The sequence below is a fragment of the Gimesia chilikensis genome (assembly GCF_008329715.1).
GTDB lineage: Bacteria > Planctomycetota > Planctomycetia > Planctomycetales > Planctomycetaceae > Gimesia > Gimesia chilikensis.
Genome location: NZ_VTSR01000001.1, coordinates 171,276 through 190,251 on the forward strand (window position 1 = coordinate 171,276; position 18,976 = coordinate 190,251).

At 55.2% G+C, this 18,976-nt stretch carries 9 protein-coding genes; 1 reads left to right on the forward strand and 8 read right to left on the reverse strand.

What is annotated here, in order from left to right:
- Positions 1–74: 74 nt before the first annotated feature.
- Positions 75–3,398 (reverse strand): efflux RND transporter permease subunit, encoded by a 3,324-nt coding sequence (locus tag FYZ48_RS00535; RefSeq protein WP_149336460.1) that lies wholly within the window; start codon positions 3,396–3,398, stop codon positions 75–77.
- Positions 3,388–4,518: an efflux RND transporter periplasmic adaptor subunit gene (locus FYZ48_RS00540; protein ID WP_198422163.1), complete on the reverse strand. Its 1,131-nt coding sequence runs from the start codon at positions 4,516–4,518 to the stop codon at positions 3,388–3,390. Before FYZ48_RS00540 ends, FYZ48_RS00535 begins: the two co-directional genes overlap by 11 nt.
- Positions 4,519–4,904: 386 nt before the next feature.
- Here FYZ48_RS00540 and cls point away from each other — a divergent pair, with 386 nt between their 5' ends.
- The gene (gene cls / locus FYZ48_RS00545; protein ID WP_149336462.1) at positions 4,905–6,347 is read left to right on the forward strand and encodes a cardiolipin synthase; all 1,443 of its coding nucleotides are present in this window, start codon (positions 4,905–4,907) and stop codon (positions 6,345–6,347) included.
- Positions 6,348–6,380: 33 nt separating this feature from the next.
- Here cls and FYZ48_RS00550 read toward each other — a convergent pair whose 3' ends face one another.
- The 6 genes from FYZ48_RS00550 to FYZ48_RS00575 all read right to left on the reverse strand — a co-directional run bounded on the left by FYZ48_RS00550 (position 6,381) and on the right by FYZ48_RS00575 (position 18,700).
- A complete protein-coding gene (locus FYZ48_RS00550) occupies positions 6,381–7,595 on the reverse strand; it encodes an anion transporter (RefSeq protein WP_149336464.1) in 1,215 nt (404 codons plus the stop codon).
- Between the two features lie 144 nt (positions 7,596–7,739).
- The gene (locus tag FYZ48_RS00555) at positions 7,740–9,164 is read right to left on the reverse strand and encodes a DUF1501 domain-containing protein (RefSeq protein WP_145038581.1); all 1,425 of its coding nucleotides are present in this window, start codon (positions 9,162–9,164) and stop codon (positions 7,740–7,742) included.
- A gap of 2 nt (positions 9,165–9,166) precedes the next feature.
- Positions 9,167–11,440: a serine protease gene (locus tag FYZ48_RS00560; RefSeq protein ID WP_149336466.1), complete on the reverse strand. Its 2,274-nt coding sequence runs from the start codon at positions 11,438–11,440 to the stop codon at positions 9,167–9,169.
- A 90-nt stretch (positions 11,441–11,530) separates the two neighbouring features.
- Positions 11,531–13,774 (reverse strand): DUF1549 domain-containing protein, encoded by a 2,244-nt coding sequence (locus tag FYZ48_RS00565; protein ID WP_149336469.1) that lies wholly within the window; start codon positions 13,772–13,774, stop codon positions 11,531–11,533.
- 237 nt (positions 13,775–14,011) lie between these two features.
- Positions 14,012–15,484 carry a DUF1501 domain-containing protein gene (locus tag FYZ48_RS00570; RefSeq protein ID WP_242022281.1) on the reverse strand — a complete coding sequence of 491 codons (1,473 nt, stop codon included), beginning with the start codon at positions 15,482–15,484 and terminating at the stop codon, positions 14,012–14,014.
- A 78-nt stretch (positions 15,485–15,562) separates the two neighbouring features.
- Complete coding sequence (locus FYZ48_RS00575; RefSeq protein WP_149336471.1) at positions 15,563–18,700, reverse strand: DUF1553 domain-containing protein; 3,138 nt, start codon at positions 18,698–18,700, stop codon at positions 15,563–15,565.
- Positions 18,701–18,976 lie beyond the last annotated feature (276 nt).

The following is an 18,976-nucleotide window of genomic DNA, read 5'->3' on the forward strand; positions in this document are numbered from 1 at the left end:
CCGAGCATACCCGTTGATCATAGTGGATCTCCGGGTAGTTGTCTAAGTTGTCATAGTCCTGGTTTCACGTTCTCTCAAGAGGGATGTGATTTCTGTTTGCGGGGCCGATAAATCAGCCAGTAGGTCACCGGAATTACAATCAGCGTAAACAGAGTCGAAGTCACAATTCCAAAAATGATCGCCCAGGCCAGCCCGGAAAAGACGGGATCCAGTGTGATCACCCAGTTCGCCAGCAGCGTGGTTCCCGCAGTCAGCAGGATCGGGCGAGTCCGCACGGCGACCGAACGGATCACAGCTTCCTCCAGCGGAAAACCTTCCTGCTCTGCCAGGTGAATAAAATCGATCAGCACAACCGAATTGCGAACCACAATCCCCGCCAGGGCAATCATGCCAATCATTGCTGTCGCGGTAAAGAAGACAGGATTCTGTTGTCCCCCCACCGGCACATTCAGAAGCACGTTCAACAGCCAGAAGCCGGGCAGAATTCCAATCAACGTTAATGGGATCGCGAGCATGATCAGAATCGGCAGAATTCGAGAGCTGGTCTGAAACATGAGAATCACGAAGATACTGAGTAACGCAGCCCCGAAGGCAATCCCCAGATCACGAAAGACATCCAGTGTGATTTTCCATTCCCCTTCACCGGCCCAGTCAACCGAGTAACCCTCAGGGACTGACCAGTGCAGACCGGCACCTGGTGAGAGCCAGGTACGGGACTCCAGAGCAACTGTCTCCAAGGGTCGCTCTGTCTCAGGACGATTCCGGTCCGCTTCCATGTCAAGAATCGCATCCGCGGGAGGACGTCCGGCAACTTCCGCATAGACGTAAACGACACGCTTCAAATTTTTATGGTAGATCGTTTTGTCATCCTGTGTTTTGACAAACTTACCGAGTGATCCCAGTTGGACAATCTCTCCACTGTTCCCCTGGATGTAAAGTTCTTCCAGATCATCGATGGCCGATCGCCGGGAACGGGGCAGCCTGAGTTCAATCCAGAGTGGATCGACTTCGTGAGGCAGATGCAGTACCGCTGACCGATCCCCTGCCAGAGCCATGCGGAGTGTCTCGGCAATGGTCTGTGTCGAGATACCGGACAAAGCAGCTTTGGCCTTATCTGTCTCAAACACCCAACGCATCTGATCTGCTTCGGCACTCAGATCCACATCAACGATCCCCGCTTCCTGCTCCAGCCGCTGTTCGACATTACGAGCCACGTCGATCATACCTGCGTAGGTACCGTTCTCAGGCCCGTAGACTTCCGCGGTAATCGTCGAGAGCACCGGCGGTCCGGGAGGCACTTCGACAAGTTTGAGATTGACGCCCAGCGAGTCAGCGAGTTTTTTCAGGGGCTCCCTTAAACGTAACAGGATTTCATGAGATTGCTGCACGCGACGAGACTTATCGATCAGGTTGACGCGAATATCAGCCACATTTGCGCCCCGTCTCAGGAAGTAATGCCTGACCATCCCGTTAAAGTCCATCGGGGAAGACAGTCCTGCAAAGATCTCATAGTCGCGTACTTCAGCTACACCGCTGAGGTACTGACCGACCTGTCTGGCGACGGCATCAGTCCGCTCCAGAGTCGTGCCTTCGGGCAGATCAAGCACGATCTGGAATTCGTTTTTATTATCATAAGGCAGCATTTTGACCGGTACGAGACGCTGGATGGGGAGAATGATTGCCCCCACCAGCAAAAGTAAAATTCCCAGGAGCACGCCCCAGGCATAGAGGCGTCGAGAGAGAATCGGTTGCAGGACGGCACGGGAGATGCGATACAGGGGCATACGGGTCAAATCGTAGTCCGACTCATCCTCTCCTTCCGACTCGACCAGCCTGCGAAGCGCGACCAGGGACAGCCAGGGAGTGATCACGAACGCCACAACGGTCGAAAACGTGACTGTCAGAGGTACATTCAGTGCCATGGGAGCCATGTAGGGGCCCATCATCCCGGTAATAAAAGCCAGGGGCAAAAAGCTCACAATGATCGCCAGTGTCGACAGGATCAAAGCGGGTCGCACTTCCTGGACTGCGCGAAGAACCGACTGCCGGGGGGGGAGAACTTTCATGGTAAAGTAGCGGGCAATATTTTCCACATCGGTAATCGGATCGTCGACCAGCAGCCCCAGCGCCAGAATCAAAGCAAACATGGTTACCCGATTGATCGTATATCCGGTCATCAGGTTCACAAACAACGTCAGGCTGTAACAGACGGGAATTGCCAGGGCGATTACCAGTGCCGCCCGCCAGCCGATGACAACTCCAATCAGCGCAATCACGGTAATCACAGCGACGACCAATGCTTCGACCAGGTCGTTCACTTTCTCATTGGCCGTTTCACCGTAGTCTCGAGTAATACGAAAATGAACCCCGTCCGGAAAATGTGATTTCGACAACATTTCCAGATTTTGCTCTACTGCTTCTGCCAACCAGACGGCATTCGTTCCTTTGCGTTTGGCAACCGAAAGATGCACCGCGGGATACAATTGATCGTGCTGATCCTGCAACTTCTCAGCGGCTCCAAAACCGATCCAGGTGTAACTTTCCACCTCAGCCGGCCCGTCGATTACATCCGCGACATTCTTCAGATAAACAGGCCGCTCCCCGGCGACATTTACCACGATGTTTTCGAGATCGGCAATGGATTTGATAAACGTTCCAGCTTCGACAATGAATTCCTCATCCTGCTGTTCAAAAGCGCCACTCCGCACCAGGATGTTGCTGACCTGTAAAGCCTCTCTGATCTGTAGTGGTGAGGTCTGGTAGGCGGCCAGTTTCTGGGGATTCAGTTCCACCCGGATTCTCCGGGGGCGCCCGCCGACCACTTCCACACGGTTAGTATTCTCGATGGCCTGCATTTTGTGTTGCAACTGTTCGGCTATTCGCCTCAGTTCATGATCGCCGTAAACCTCAGGGCGGTCACTCCAGAGGGTGGCAATCACGATCGGCACATCATCGACTTCCACCGGTTTGACCACCCACGATTTCACGCCCGGCGGAATCAGATCAGTAGAAGAATGGATCTTGTTATAGAGCTTCACCAGTGAATCTTCGCGATCTTCGCCCACATAAAAACGGACGGTCACAATGCATTGCCCCGGTTGAGACATGGAATAGACGTATTCTACACCATCGATCTGATAGAGCAGTTTTTCCAGCCGGTCGGTCACCTGGGATTCCACTTCAGTCGCCGACAGCCCCGGAGCCGAAACCAGGACATCCGCCATAGGAACTACAATCTGTGGCTCTTCCTCCCGCGGGGTCAACCACAACGAGGCTCCCCCCAGTAACAGGGAGACGATCACCAGCATAATTGCCACATCCCCCCGCAGAAAGACTTCCACAATGCGGGTCAGAAATGAAGAGGACTCCCCAACAGACAATTCACTCTCATTGGTCATCGTGCTGGTTCTCCCCGGCCGGCGCTGGCTTCGTCTTCAGAATCACCTCGTCTCCCGCCTGCAGTCCACTCAACACTTCCTGTCGTCCGGGAATGCCCACCTGTCCCGTTTTGATGTACCGCCGCTCGAGAGTGCCATCGGGACGGACTACATCGACAAACTCCAGTTGACCGATGCGGTCGATGGCATCCATATCCAGACAGAGATGTTTCCGCGTGCCTGCCGGAATCAAGAGTCGTCCGAACATCCCCTCATACAGATCTTCCGACCGTGGCAGACTCGCTTTGACCAGAAAAGAACGACTGGGGGCATCAGCCTGAGGCACGATCTCATCAATAGTGGCCTCGTACGTTTTGTTCAAAGCATCCACATACACCTTAAGCTCATCCCCCGGCTTCAGTTTGACCGCCAGGCGTTCCATCACGGGAGCTTCGAGCCTGAGAGAGGTGGCATCGTAGAGTACAAGCAGTGGCGTTCCCGGATTAGCGATATCACCGGGTTCCGCCAGTCGATCAACGATCCGACCACTTTTGACGGCTTTGATCTTCGTATAGGACAGCAGAATTTCCGCTTCCGAAACCTGCTGCTTCGCCCGGAGTTCCTCGGCCTGAGCGACCTGCAACTCCCGCATTGCCCGGTCATACTCGGACTTCGTCACCACATTTTTCTTTTTCAGCGTTTCTGCACGCTCAAACTCTTTCTCGGCATCGTCCCGGTTCGCTGTGGCCGCTGCCAGCCCCTGTTTCGCCTGACTCAGACGGGCCTGATATTCCTTCGCATCCAGATCAATCAACGGCTGCCCCTGATTGACCTGATCCCCCGCTTTGACGTAGATCTTCTCGATGGTCGCCAGTACTTTTGCCGCCACGATTGTCCGACTCGAGGCCTTCAGAGTCCCCACGGCCTCTTCTACATAAGGCTTGGTCACCTCGTGCACTTCGGTCGTCGGCTCATCTGCATGCTGTTGAACGCCCCGCCGTTCCCAGTCGGAGGCAACTTTCTCCTCAAACATCCCGGACAACCAGGCGATTAACAGGATAAGTGCCACAAATCCGCCGCCGTACAACAGCACTCGAAATAGAATGGTAAAGAACCTGTGAGACGCTCCCGCTTTCATCATTCTTCCTCTTTGCAAATGACCATTCTGAACTCACTCGCCAGCCAAACCCAGTTTATCCCATCACAGGAGAGCAGGCAGCGTTGACTGACCTCCCCCCACAAATCCGAGACAGATTGAGATTCTATTTCAACAGACACTTCAACCTGCATTATATCATAACATCACGACTATTCGACATTTATTTCAATGATCCTTTTCTGTTTTTATGCAGTGCGGAATCTACACTTGAGCGAGTCCGAAAGCAGAGTCAGTCATATGTCGGACAGGAGTCGAGTCTTGATCTGCTGCCCTGAATGCGGTAAGTTGTGCCTGTCCAGATGTGACCGACAGCGGTCATGCCTTTCCCGACGCGCTGACTGACTTACCTCTGAGAGAAAGAGACACCGATGAGCATCACCGGAATCGTGGTGGAGATTCACATCCTGATCGAGATTCTGGTGATCATTCGCGTCATTCTGCGACCGCATCGCGAACCAACGTCCCGCCTGGCCTGGATCGTGGTGATCGCCACAATACCCGTCGCCGGGATCCTGGCGTATCTGCTGCTCGGAGAGGTCAACATTGGTCACCGCCGCGTTACCCGCATGCAGCGGGTACTGGCGGGGCTGCCTCATTACTCTGCGCCCCGGGACACCTGTAATCACCCGGCACTCCCTTCTGTCCCCGAACGCTACGAACATCTGTTTCGCGTGGGCCATTCCATCAGCAATTTTGAACCGGCCGAAGGCAACCAGGCCCGTCTGTTGCCCGACTCGAATACTGTCATTGATGAAATGATCCGTGATATCGACGCTGCCCAGGATCATGTGCACCTGCTGTTTTATATCTGGCTCCCCGACAATAACGGCTGCAAGGTCGTCGAAGCCCTCAAGCGGGCTGCCGCCCGCGGTGTGAAGTGCCGGGCAATGGCGGACGGTCTGGGTTCTCGCCTGATGATCAAGTCTGCGCACTGGCGTGAGATGAGCCAGGCGGGCGTCCATGTGGCAGTGGCCCTGCCCATCGGGAATCCCCTGAAACGCATGCTGATTGGCCGCATCGATCTCCGGAATCACCGCAAGATTGTCGTCATCGATGGAGGCATTACCTACTGCGGCAGCCAGAACTGTTCCGATGCGGAATTTCGGATCAAAGCAAAATTCGCTCCCTGGGTCGATGCCGTCGTCCGCTTTGAAGGTCCCATTGCCCGCCAGAACCAGTACCTGTTTCTCAGTGACTGGATGACCTATGTCGATGAAGACCTGTCTGACCTGCTCGCTTCACCAGTAACGTCGTTCGAACACGGACTTCCCGCCCAGGTGATCGGCACCGGTCCGACCGTGCGAAATTCGGCGATGCCCGAAATGTTCACAGCCCTGATTCACACATCACGCCGCGAACTGGTTATCTCAACCCCCTATTTCGTGCCTAACGAACCGCTGCAGGAAGCCCTGTGCGCGACCGCCTATCGGGGCGTCGATACCCGCATCATATTCCCGGCTCACAACGACTCCCGTTTCGTGGCCGCCGCCAGTCGCAGCTATTACCGGGAACTCCTGGAGGCAGGAGTGAAGATTTACGAATATACCGGTGGTCTACTGCACGCCAAGACGCTCACCTTCGACGGGGAGATCACGTTGATCGGATCAGCGAATATGGACCGACGCAGCTTCGATCTGAATTACGAAAACAACATCCTGCTCTACGATCCGAAACTGACGACCGCAGTCCGGGGACGCCAGGCAGAATACCTGGCCGGTGCGAAAGAAATTACCCTGGAAGATGTCACCAACTGGTCATTACCGCATCGCTTCTGGAACAACTCAGTCGCGATGCTGGGCCCTGTTTTATGAATGTCGGCTGAATTACTGGGAAGCTACCCCAGCTCAGGTCACCAGCCAGAGCCAGCCTCCCGCGATCAGCAGGCTGCCCAGCGTGACAGGAATCCCGACTCTCGCATGTGTGCGGAAACTGATTTTGATTCCCACCTGCCGGGCTGTTTCCACCACAATGATATTCGCCACACTTCCTACGATGATCAAGTTACCCGCCAGGGTGCTGCTCAGGGCCAGTAACGCCCCCATACTGCTGCCTTCTACGACCGGTAACAGCAACATGATTGCCGGGACATTGGAAACCAGATTACTCAACACCGCCGTTCCCACAAACAGCGGCACCGGTTCGGAAAGCGAAATCCCGGCAGCTTCTGTATGAGACATCAACCAGTCCATGCCTCCCGCCAGCTGGAATGCCTCATTGACAATGAACAGGCTGATAAACAGGACCAGCAAAGGCCAGTCGACCAGTCCCATCACGCTCCGGGAATAAAAAGTACGGCTGAGCAGGAGGACGCCGGCCGCACAAAGTGCCATCAGTTCCCGAGGCCAGGGAGCAAACATAAAGCACACAACCAACAGCAACAGAATCACGGTTCCCTTCAGGGTCTGCCAGCGATTGAAAGGGGGCTCCTCAGACGGAATGCTCTCCCCAGGAGAGACCATCCATTGATCCCGATATACTTTGACAATGACCCACCAGACCAGTGCCAGGCCGAGCAGACAGGGAGGCGTTGCAATCAGCAGATATCGATTAAATGACAGCTGAAGTGATTCACCAATCAGGATATTCTGTGGATTGCCAATCAACGTGGCTGCACTGCCGATATTCGCTGCACAAGCCAGGGCCAGCAGAAACGGGACGGGGTTGAGCCGTTTGTTGAGACAGAGACGAGACAGCAGGGGAGCAACCGCCAGACAGACAACATCATTCGTCAGAATCGCACTGAGTGCCCCGGTCAGAGCAATCACTGCAGCCAGCAGTGTCGCGGGAGCCATGTCATACAGCACCACGCGCTGCAACACGTAGCCGTAAAAGCCTCCCAGCTGGAACTGGGCCGAGACGACCATCAAACCGAAAAGTAACGCCAGTGTTGGTACGTCGATCGAGTTGAGCGCCTGCTGCTCCGTAATGCCTTGTCCGGCCAGCAGGAGAATCGCTCCCAGCAGCGCAGCACCAGTACGGTCAACGCGCAGGCCGGGGATGCCCCCCAGCAGCATGCTTAAATAGACGGCGATGTAAACCAGAACAACATAGGTACTCATGCGACTTGTCGATTCCCTCAGAACAGAGAAGAGAGGATGATCACAAGTCGCAAGTCTACCCACTGCGCAGGATTGACGACAGAGTCAGCAGACGCGACTTCGCGAAGAACGTGCAGTTCCAGCGACAGACTCTATAGCAGGGAACTAACCCAGCAGTTCCGGAATCGGTTTGCCCTGGTCGGCGATAATGGGTGTCGGACGTCCGTTGAAATCTTCGATGAAGACGTTCGAGGAATCGATGCCCAGATGGTGGTAAATCGTCGCCAGGAAATCGCCTGCGCCGCAGATACGTTCGATGGAATCTTCGCCCAGCTTATCGCTGGCACCGATGAAGCGGCCAGTCTCGATACCGCCACCGGCCCAGATATTGGAGAACGCACGTGGCCAGTGGTCGCGACCAGGCTGCTTGGTTCCGGCGGGAGCACTCGCGTTTCCTTCCCCGGTACTGGGCTGGTAATTCACCTTGGGAGTCCGGCCAAATTCACCTGTCACCACAACCAGCACGCGTTCATCCAGGCCCCGGTCGTAGATGTCTTCGATCAGAGCCGAGACGGCCTGGTCGTAAGCTTGTGCCCGGAAACGGAGGGCATCAAACACGTGATGATTCACTGCGTGGTCGTCCCAGTTATTCACGCGACCACAGAGGGGACCACTGAGACTGGTCGAAATCACATCGACGCCCGCTTCTACCAGGCGACGCGCCATCAGCAGCTGCTGTCCCCAGGAGTTACGACCGTAGCGATCGCGTGTCTTGTCATCTTCTTTACTGAGATCGAATGCGTCTTTTGCCTTGGGATTGGTCAGCAGAGTCAACGCCTGGGCTTCGAATTCATCCAGTGCTTCGAGTTCCCCGGCCTGATCGAAGGAGCGTTCCAGTGTATCCAGTTTTGCACGGAGATCAGCCCGGCGATCCAGCTGCTTCACTTCAGAGGCATTGGACAGACCGATATTAGGCACGCTGAAATTCGGCCTGTTCGGATCTCCGGATACCGTAAACGGACCGTAGGCATCGCCCAGATAAGCCGCCCCGACTCTCTGCGAAGAGAAGTTGATGCCGACATAGGGTGGCAACGGATTTTCCCGCGGTCCCTGCTTGGAACGCAGATAATTCGTGACGCACATCCAGTCCGGATACTTGGGATTCGTTTTATCGCGAATGTCTGTATCGCCGGTCAGCATCCGCAGCGTTCCCGCGGGATGGCCCGGACTGCCGTGACGCATGGAACGCAGCACGGTGAATTTGTCCGCAATCTTCGCCTGCATCGGCAGCAGTTCGGTGAAATCAATCCCCGGTACGCTGGTACGGATCGTATTGAACGGACCACGATACTCAACGGGAGCCGTTGGTTTCGGATCGTACGTGTCAATGTGCGAGCATCCACCCGGCTGCCAGACCATGATGACGGCCGTATTATCTTTTTTCTTCTGCACCGGGCTGGCGGCCCGGAGACGCAGAATGCCTGGCAGGCTCAGTGAAGCAAAGCCAGCGAGTCCCATGCGAAGAAAGCCACGACGATTGACCGGTCCCGGACAGGGTTGAATCGATGAAGCATAAAAGTTGTCTGTCATCTCTATTGGGCCTTCTTAGCTGGATTGACACGAACACGAATCGGAGTGGAGACGATGATGTCGACGATATCTTTGGGTTTGGCGCGAGCGACGGCTGCCTTTAATTGTTTATCGGCTTTTGTGATGTCGCTCTGAGCTGCTTTTGCTTTGGCTGCCGCCTCTTTCGCTGCGGAATTCGCACCGGGACGTTCGGCATCAGGAGCAGACTCGGCAATTTTTGCGAGTTTGTCTGCATTGGCAGACAGGGCTTCCGCTTCCAGTTTTGCCTGCTTGAGTCCTGCTTCTGCAAGAGCGACACCAGTCGGATTTTCCCGATAGCGGGCGACGGCATAACCGTAAAATGCAATGTTGTATTCGCCGGGAGCTGGCTTGAGTTTTGCCAGATCCAGCACGGCTTCGGAGCTGTCTCCTTTCAGAGTAGCATCAAAGGCGGGGTTGCCTTCAAAGCCATCGCCGAAGGTCTTCAGAGTAATATTCGCCCCCGAGAAATCGCTGCGACGAATGTGCTTGAGCGGAATGGTCAGTTTTTCACCAGCGGTGACTTCAAAGACTTTGTCTTCCGCGGGGGTAATCGTGATTGGAGCCTGTTCGGACTCGGTCACCGATACCGGAACGTCAGCCATCAGCCGTGGACTGGGGATTTCACTCCAGGCATTTTTGACCGGCCACTGCATTGAAGCCAGGTAACAGGGATGGCTTATCTCTTTGCCATCAATGGTCGCTTTGCCGTAGAAGTTGGCGCTCGAGTATCCCTGGGGAGCATTTTCTTCAGCCGTAATCAGCATGATACCCCGTGACTTGCCTTTGGGAATCCTCACTCCGCTGGCGGTTACTCCCTCAGGCAGGTTATCCATGAACAGTTCGATTTCGCCATCAAAGCCATCGCGGCGTACCACGACTACTTCGAAAGGCATCGTCGCTCCTCCCCGCAGGGCGATGGGCTTGGAGAGCGCGTTGCGGTCTCCGTTACGCAGATTCATATGCAACGCCCAGCCAACAATTGCGAAGTCGGGAGCCGCTTTGCGGATCACCAGGCGGTAAATATTTTTCGGATCGTTGCGGGTTCCCCCGAACAGGTCCCGAATCTGCAGCCGATGGACGCCATCCTGCTTAATGACCATCTTACCGAGGATGTCGGAAGAACCAGCGTTGTAGGGAGGTCCGTCATAAGAATAACCGTTGCTGGAGACTTTGACTGGACTGGGAATGTCTTTCAGTTCGACCAGGTCGGTCCGTTTCTCATCTGCACCGGTCCCGGTGACCTGCTGAACGACGATTGAAGGATCGGTAGGTCGCCCCAGACGTTCGGAAGCAACTTCCACCCACCAGACTTCCCCTTTCTTTGCGTTGAACTCGAAGGTATCGACGTCGGCTGCGGGATAGAAGCTGCCGGTAATGTCACAGGGCAGCGTGATTTTCTGGGCTTCGGCGTGTTTGTTATTCGGTTCCGCTTCAGGAAGGATCTTATCATCGGTCAGACCGGCGGGTGGCCAGGAAAACGCGCTCACGGATTGAATCGAAGGCAGTCGTTTTACAAGCTCATCGGGCTGTACTGCTTTGACAGCCAGTCGATAAAAGTGATGCGGACCGCCATCGTAAGTCAGACCGTGCACTTTAATCACATATTTTCCGGTCTGGGGAACTTTGAAATCCAGCATGCCGCCACGACGTTCAACAACCAGATCCATGCCACGCTCATTGGCAATGATGACGACCGGATTCAGTTTGGAATCGATTCCCTTAGCTGCACAATCGACGACAACCCGCTGCCCTTCTTTGGCCTCGAAGGAGTAGTAATCGATCTTACGGCTGGTCATGATGGCATTGCAGATTGAGTTCAGATCCAGTTGCATCGCTGATTCGAGTGAATCGTTCTTGCCGGGAGTCTGAACGGCTTCGGTCAGGTCTCCCACGTTGAAGGCACGTGACGTCGAGAGGCCAAGCCGAGTCATCACGCGGGCTTCATGAACGCCCACCGGACAGTCTTTGGCAATCGTCACCACGTACTGATTGGCGATCGGCAGGCCATTTTTATCCAGCTTGGGTTCCGCGGTGATCCCGGGATGGGAAAAGTTGAGTTCTTCAGCATCATCAATATCTTCACCGGCAATTTTGATTTCGAACGTTGTGCCGGCCTGTCCGCCCATGGGCATCGTGGTCAGCAGACGCGGTGCGGGCAGGCAGACGGACTGTGCGTTCGCGGTGGAAGCAGTCAGCCCCAGCGTGATGAGACAGATCCCCACAACGAGAGAAAGTTGCGGTCGAAGAGCTTTCATGATTCACGGCCTCTGGATAGAAGGTTTTAATTGATTCGTCGTTTTCAGGTCGCGCTGCTGACAGATTACCAGTTGATAAAAATCGGCTGCCTAGTGATTGAACAGAAACTCCTTCGTGTTCATCAAGGCCCAGATCAGATCCTGGAAATCTTTGTTGGTCGGTTTTTTCTTTGCATCCGCTTTGGTTTTTCCATCTTCGACCGGAGTCGTCAGAAATTCGATCGCGGTTTGAAGTTCTTCGGGACGAGGCTCACGCGAAAAAGCAGCCATGTAGAGCTCTTTCACCCGGGCTTCAATCGGCTCGTCTTCTTTCGCGAGTTGGGCGGCCCGGCCACCACCGGCTGCCAGCTTCGACTTGACCTCGCTCGAATTCATCAGGTGCAGGCTCTGCGCCAGACTGGAAGTCTGTTCCCGCTCGCATTCACAGACGGATGCACTGTTGGGACGCCCAAAGACTTTCAGAAACGCTGAGGAATTGGTGTAACTATTATCGGGTAAGGCGATCGCACGAGTCCCCGGCGGCAGGTTCGCGAACGAACTGGTTGACCCGGCCAGGTCATCAATGGAATCGAGCATCACCTCGGCCTGCAGTCGTCGCGGATAGAACCGCGAATAATTCTGCCGATCGTGCAGATTGTATTCGTTGGGCATCGAACTCAACTGATACGTGTGCGACTGGGTAATCACCTTGATCAGTGCCTTCAGATCGAATCCGGACTTAATGAAATGTTCTTCCAGAGCAGCCATCAGTTCCGGATTCGAAGGGGGATTGGTATCCCGAATGTCATCCTCAGGTTCAATCAGGGCCCGCTTGAAGAAATGCTTCCAGTAGCGGTTCACCAGGGCCTTCGCGAAGAAGGGATTCTCCGGGGAACTCATCCAGTTGACCAGTTTCAGACGGGGATCTTCATCGGGTGAAATCTCGCCCACAGAATCTCCCAGGGCAACAGGCTTCAGCATTTCACCTGATTTGACATTCTTTGCCTGAGCTATACCCCGCTGGTGGAAGATCAGGTCTTCTCCCTGAACGCCGGTAGGCTTGCGACCAATCTGTGAGAAGAACGCGGCCAGACCGTAATAGTCGTCCTGGCTCCAACGTTCGAACGGATGGTGGTGGCACTGAGCACACTGCATACGCACTCCCAGAAACAGCTGGGCGATATCTTCGAGCTGTTCCTTGGGGTCCTTAACCCGTTTGTACCAGGCGACTGGCGGATTGCTGACGACGGTTCCGGTTGCGCCCAGCAGCTCGCGAACAAGTTGATCGTAGGGCACGTTGGCCAGCATGCTGTCGCGGATCCAGGCGTGGAAAGCAAAGTTCGGAGTAATATCGCTGGCGGCGTCCCGACGGTTTTTGAGGAGCGGAGTCCATTTGGATGCGAAGTAATCCGCATAGTTCGGGCTCTGCAGCAGACGCTCTACAAGTTTGTCCCGCTTGTCGGCTTCGGTGCTGGCCAGGAATGTTTTTGTTTCTTCTTCTGTGGGAAAACGACCACAGATATCAATCGTCACCCGGCGGAGGAAGGTTGCATCGTCACAGACTGGTGAAGGAGGAATGCCCAGCTCTTTGAGGTTGGCAAACACATATTGATCGATGAAATTCTTTTCGCTGGGGACTTTCTGAATCGGGGCGTTGAGAGGGATCGCTGCGGTAAAGACCGCGATCTTTCCCTGGTAACGAACCATAATGGCGACTTTACCCGGGATGTCGTTGACTTTGACAAGCCCTGCTTCGTCGACGTCCGCCATCGATTTAATGTTGGATTCATATAACGCGGTGTGCGTTACGTTACGGGTTGAACCGTCGGAATATTTGGCGATGGCCTTGAGTTGCTGTTTTTCGCCCATCTCAACCAGACCGCGTTCGGGCTGCACTTCGACGGAGACCAGTTCCGGCTCAGCGCCGGTCTTCCATTTCGCGCCTTCTTCAATCCAGCGCTGAATCAACTGGTAACCTTCGGAATCCCGATTCAGTCGCTTGCCGCCGCCATGTGGTGTTTCGTTGGTCGCTTTGGTCAGCAGCAGACTCTGGGTAGGAGCGACAGGAAACAGACGTCGTCCGTGTGCTTCCTTAACCAGACTGTCGTAATCTTCGAGCGGTTCGAATCCCAGCAGCGAGAGCTGAAAACCGTTCTGCCCTCCCCCTGCTTTCGCATGACAGGTTCCCATGTTACAGCCTGCTTTCGTCAGGATGGGAATGACATCATTCACAAAACTGACCGGCTGTTTTACGTCTTCCGCACGGGTGGCACTACTGAGATAAAGTGAGGCCAGCAGAAGAGTCAAACCGAAAAATAACCGACGCGTCGATACTGCTTGAGGCAAGATATTCATGGCGGCTCTGATTGAGGTGGGATTGAGTGTTGGAGGGATGCTTAATATAGCGCTATCTCTATATAAAACCTTACTAATGTGAATCGACACTGTCAATATTTAAGTTTAATTAAGTACTTGAACTTTCCCTTGTTTCCGTCACTGAGGCAAACAGAAAATGAGCGGAAAAATCGACCCGCTGATCGATATTCCCGCTCACGTACGGATTTAACGAGATGTTGTCAAAACGCCTCAGCTTCAGGCGTCTCCGCCGACGGTTGGCACCGGTTTGTTCAGGATCTCGGATACGATCCGGGCTGGACGATTATTAGTAATCATTTGCTCCTGTCCGTTATAGAAGAAGAGCAACTTCTGATGATCGAGCCCAAACAGCCGCATGATGGTTGCCTGGAAGTCGTTGGGGGTGACCACATTCTCGACGGCCTTGTGGCCGAATTCATCGGTTTTACCGAAGGTCATCCCCGGCTTGATTCCGCCGCCGGCCAGCCAGATACTGAAGCCCTGCCCGTTGTGATCGCGTCCCGCTTTCTTGGGATCGCCATGATCCTGGGTCACAGGCAGACGACCGATTTCGCCCCCCCAGTGGACCAGCGTGGAATCCAGCATCCCGCGCTGTTTGAGGTCTTTAACGAGTGCCGCCGCCGGTTGATCGGTGCGACCACAGATCGCGGGCAGCCCCGTAATGATACTGCTGTGATTATCCCACGGCTGACCTCCCAGGAAGAGCTGCACGAACCGAACGCCCCGCTCTACCAGTCGCCGGGCAATCAGACAGCGCGTACCATAGTCGCGGGTCTTGGGATTGTTCAAACCGTACATTTCCTGAGTCGCCTGCGTTTCCTGTGACAGGTCGAGCGCTTCGCGGGCTGCGGTCTGCATCCGCGCTGCGAGTTCGTAGCTGGCAATGCGTGCTTCAAGATCGGACTCATGCGGATGCTGCTCATAATGTTTGCGGTTCAAAGACTGCAGCAGTTCCAGGTTCTGTGCCTGAAGATCTCCCTGCAGATGCGCGGGTGCATCCAGATTCAGAATCCGCGGCTCCTTGGGCCGCAGTACGGTTCCCTGGAACAGCGAAGGCATGAACCCGTTGGACCAGTTCGTGACGCCGTCTACAGGCAGTCCGCCCGGATCGGTGAGTACCATGTACGCGGGCAGGTTCTGCGATTCCGATCCGAGACCGTATACCAGCCAGGAACCGAGATTCGGTCGCCCGACAACGCCGGGAATGCCGCCGTGAAAATAACGGATGGAAACTTCGTGTCCATTGGCCCCGGTGTGCATTGAACGAATCAGGCAGATATCGTCGGCGACCTCCCCCAGGTGCGGCAGCAGCTCTGAGAGTTCGGTGCCACATTCACCATGTTTGCGAAATTTCCAGGGACTGCCCAGCAGCTTCTTACTGGCTTCATTCACGAAGCTGTATTGAATGTCCCCTTTGAAATCGGTGCCGCTGTACTTGGACAGCTCCGGCTTGGGATCGGTCAGATCCATGTGCGCCGGTCCGCCATGCTGGAACAGCGAGATCATCGCTTTGGCCTGTGGTGCCATTGGTGCGGGTTTCGGCTTCAGGTCGAAGTGTTCCTGCTCCGCGGTCACGCTTTTGGGGCGTGCCTGGGCCTGCTCCTGGTTCAACAGCCAGGCCAGGGCAACCGAGCCAATCCCCATCGCATTTTCTGCCAGAAACTGTCGTCTGCTGAAAAACTGTGTCATCAGTAACTCACCTGATTGAAAGGATTATCTGCACTGGCATCGCACGCGCATTCTGCACCGCGATGCAGCAGCATTTTACTAATCGATGTATAAAAACTCGTTGGAACTCATCAGTGTCTGGCAGAGATTGGTCATCGTCTGCCGAACCGGGGTGACTCCCTTGGGCAACTGATCGGGATGCTGCTGCAACCAGGCCAGCTGGTTTCCAATGAAGCGGATCACCATCTGCAATTCGTCGTCCGTTGGTTTGCGACAGTAAGCCAGTTCAAACGCGTACGAGGCCTGAGCGGGCAGACTTTTCTGCGGTGGTTCCGGTCCCCGAAACTCGGCTGCTGAATCCCATTTGAAAGTCGGACCGCCTTCAGACTTGAGCGTCAGTTGCAGCCCCCAGGAGAAAGAATCGAAGCCGGTATTGCCATTGCAGCCCGTGATGAAATCAATCGTGTCTCCCTGTTGCACAGCCAGTGAAGCCACGTTCGTATCGGCGGCGTTGTGAAACACTTTCCACTCACCAGCCAGACCGGAACGGCTGGAGAGAACCAGCGCCTGGACGCCGTCCCCGTTTTCGTTTCCATGCTGCATTTTGCCTGTGACAGACAGTGTGCCCGCTGCGGGCGCGGTCCAGCGACGGACTGCGGCATATTTCGTAGCGGGATGCCCCCCGCCGGCATTCAGAGTGACCCAACCCAGTTGCGGATCTGGAAGTTTAGGACCTCCCTGCCAGCTGGATCCGGTCCAGTGCGGCAGCGGTGTAAATTCACTGGCCAGCGATTTCGTGTCAGCCAGGCTGCGATAGCCATAACTCCAGACAGGCTTTGCCGTCGCGGGGAGTGCCGGCAGTTGTGCCAGCGTTTCCGGTTTCAGTTCAGGTGCTTCCCTGGCCAGTTTTTCCGCCAGCTTGCCGGATTGTGAGAGGATAAAGCTCCCGTTCATCAGCATCAGCGACTGAGTCGCCACGGTCGAACTGGAGCGACGCTCACAGTTGGTTTCCATCACAGGCGCATCGAAGGTCTGCAGCATGCCGACCGGCTGACTGCGGCGGGCCATGACATACAGGCTGCGGCGATGCTGCTCGCCCGACACCACGATCTGGCCGAAGTCGTCTTCTTTAATACTGACCGGCGCCCCATACAACTGCTCGTCGAGTTGACCGGTCACTTTCAACATCCGGTCGCGGATCGTTTCTGCTTCGAGTCGCAGGATCGGCTTCCGCCAGTAGTAATGGTTGTCCGGATCAATCGATTCTTTACTGGGATCGGGGGCTCCCTCCTGACGATAGGCAGTGGAGAGCATGATGGTTTTATGCAGTTTCTTCAGATCCCACCCCTGTGCCATGAACTCAGCAGCAAGCCAGTCCAGCAGTTTTTCATGGGTGGGACTCGCTCCCAGTTTTCCGAATTCACCCGGCGTCGCCACGATGGCTCGACCAAAGTGATGCATCCAGAAACGGTTGACCAGAACGCGGGCCACCAGGGGATGTTCGCCGCTGGTCAGCCAGCGGGCAAAGGCCAGCCGCCGTCCGGTGGTCGGAAGAGACGCATCATTCTCGGGGAACAGCTGCTGTTGATCCGGCGGGGAGACGACTTTCAAACCTCCCGGTTTGATCTCCTGCTGAGGCTGACGGTAATCGCCCCGATGGAAGAGCTTTGTCACCGGTACATGACCAGGAGGCTCAACGGCGACCCGCAGAAATTCTTCGACCGGTTTCTTCTGGCGAATCTCTGCGATCTTTTTGTCGAACTCCTGCATCTCTTCTCGGGACTTCGGAATATACTGATAGAGCACCCCGGGCGTGATATTCACACTCGGGTGTTTCTTGAGCAGCTCATTCTGTTCTGCGGTCCGCTTGTCTTTCGGCGTGTCGTAGGCAGCCTTCAGCTGTTCGCGGAGCGGTGATTCATATTTCTTGAGCTCCGTCTCCAGCGCCTGTGCCATATACCTGGCCTGGACTTCATTTTTCTCAGCCAGCACCTTCTGTGCTTCCGCCTCGACCTTGGCTGCCTCCGCACGATCAGCTGCCGTGTAGAGCGAAATCCGTCGCTGCTGTGGTGTCTGCCATTTCTGCCAGTCGAAGGTGGGTTCAAAAATCGCCCGTAACGCGAAGTAATCGGACTGCGGAATCGGATCATAGCGGTGATCGTGACACTGCGCACATGCTACACTCAACCCCAACAGTGAAGACCCCACAATTTTCATCGTGTCGGCAATCACCTGGTTGCGTGCCTCCGGGTTATTACTGCCACTCCCGGTTCCATCGGCGGCCATCCGCAGAAAGCCGGTCGCGCTGAGCAGTTCGATCTGCTGTGGAGTCAGGTCCCCTTCCCGCTTGCCCGCCAGTTCATCGCCCGCCAGCTGTTCGGTGATAAACTGATTGAAGGGTTTGTTTTCATTCAATGATTTAATGACATAGTCGCGGTACTTCCAGGCCCAGGGTCGGACATCATCTTTAACCGTGTAGCCTTCTGAGTCTGCATAGCCGGCGACATCCAGCCAGTGACGCGCCCAGCGTTCCCCGTAGTGAGGCGATGCGAGCAGTTCGTCCAGCAGACGTTCATACCAGCCCTCCGATTGATCCGCGAGTGCTTTCTGCATCTCCGCGGGGCTGGGGGGCAACCCCAGCAGATCGAAGTAAGCCCGTTTGATCAGCGTGCGTCGATCGGTGTCCGGCGAGAAAGTGAGTCCCTCAGGCATCGCCTGTAAGAGCAACGCATCAATGGGAGTCCGCACTCGGCGATTCTCTTTTACTTCCTGAGAGAGCTCGGGACGTTTAATCGGCTGGAAGGCCCAGTAGGCGCGTTCTTCAGGTGTGATGCCTAACCCGACCCCAATCGATTCGGGTTCGGGACGCGCGGTCTTCGCACCGGCGGCGATCCAACGCTTGAGGATTTCAATTTCGTGCTTCGGAACGCGGGCTTCGCCAGGAGGCATATCGCCACTTTCAATACGCTCCATCAGGTAGCTCTCATCCGGTTTCCCGGGGATGATCGATTCTCCCGAATCGCCGCCTTTGATCAGGAAACGGACGAGCCGCAGATCGAGCCCCCCTTTGAGGTCCTTGGTCGCGCCATGACAGTCATAACAATGGGCGCGGAAGATGGGCCGAATGTGTTCTTCGTACGTCAGTTGTTCCGGCTGCTTCGTCTCTGCAGAAACGGTCGTCGCCAGAGCCGTCAGTAATGGCAGAATGAGACAGATGCGTTTCAATCCAGTAGTCATCAATAACTCCGTTGGAGTGAGCATGGTGGGAACTCGCTTACGCAAGGTGGGATCTCTCTATTAAGAGTAATTCACAGACGGATAACATGCAATGATCTTGATATGTTCATCTGCTGCAGACCATCCATTAATATCGACGAACTTCCCCAGAGGAATCGAACCTCAACACACTATTATACCATGATTTATGCAGTTCCCTCCGGAAAGTTCGCCCGGTTTACCAGCGATTGAGATCCAGCCGGTTCTTCATGCATTTCATTCATGGTCGACATACCA

Excerpts from the sequence above, each read along its gene's own strand:
- FYZ48_RS00535 (WP_149336460.1), bottom strand. The coding sequence starts at position 3,398 with ATGACCAATGAGAGTGAATTGTCTGTTGGGGAGTCCTCTTCATTTCTG.
- FYZ48_RS00540 (WP_198422163.1), bottom strand. The coding sequence starts at position 4,518 with ATGATGAAAGCGGGAGCGTCTCACAGGTTCTTTACCATTCTATTTCGA.
- cls (WP_149336462.1), top strand. The coding sequence starts at position 4,905 with ATGAGCATCACCGGAATCGTGGTGGAGATTCACATCCTGATCGAGATT.
- FYZ48_RS00550 (WP_149336464.1), bottom strand. The coding sequence starts at position 7,595 with ATGAGTACCTATGTTGTTCTGGTTTACATCGCCGTCTATTTAAGCATG.
- FYZ48_RS00555 (WP_145038581.1), bottom strand. The coding sequence starts at position 9,164 with ATGACAGACAACTTTTATGCTTCATCGATTCAACCCTGTCCGGGACCG.
- FYZ48_RS00560 (WP_149336466.1), bottom strand. The coding sequence starts at position 11,440 with ATGAAAGCTCTTCGACCGCAACTTTCTCTCGTTGTGGGGATCTGTCTC.
- FYZ48_RS00565 (WP_149336469.1), bottom strand. The coding sequence starts at position 13,774 with ATGAATATCTTGCCTCAAGCAGTATCGACGCGTCGGTTATTTTTCGGT.
- FYZ48_RS00570 (WP_242022281.1), bottom strand. The coding sequence starts at position 15,484 with ATGACACAGTTTTTCAGCAGACGACAGTTTCTGGCAGAAAATGCGATG.
- FYZ48_RS00575 (WP_149336471.1), bottom strand. The coding sequence starts at position 18,700 with ATGACTACTGGATTGAAACGCATCTGTCTCATTCTGCCATTACTGACG.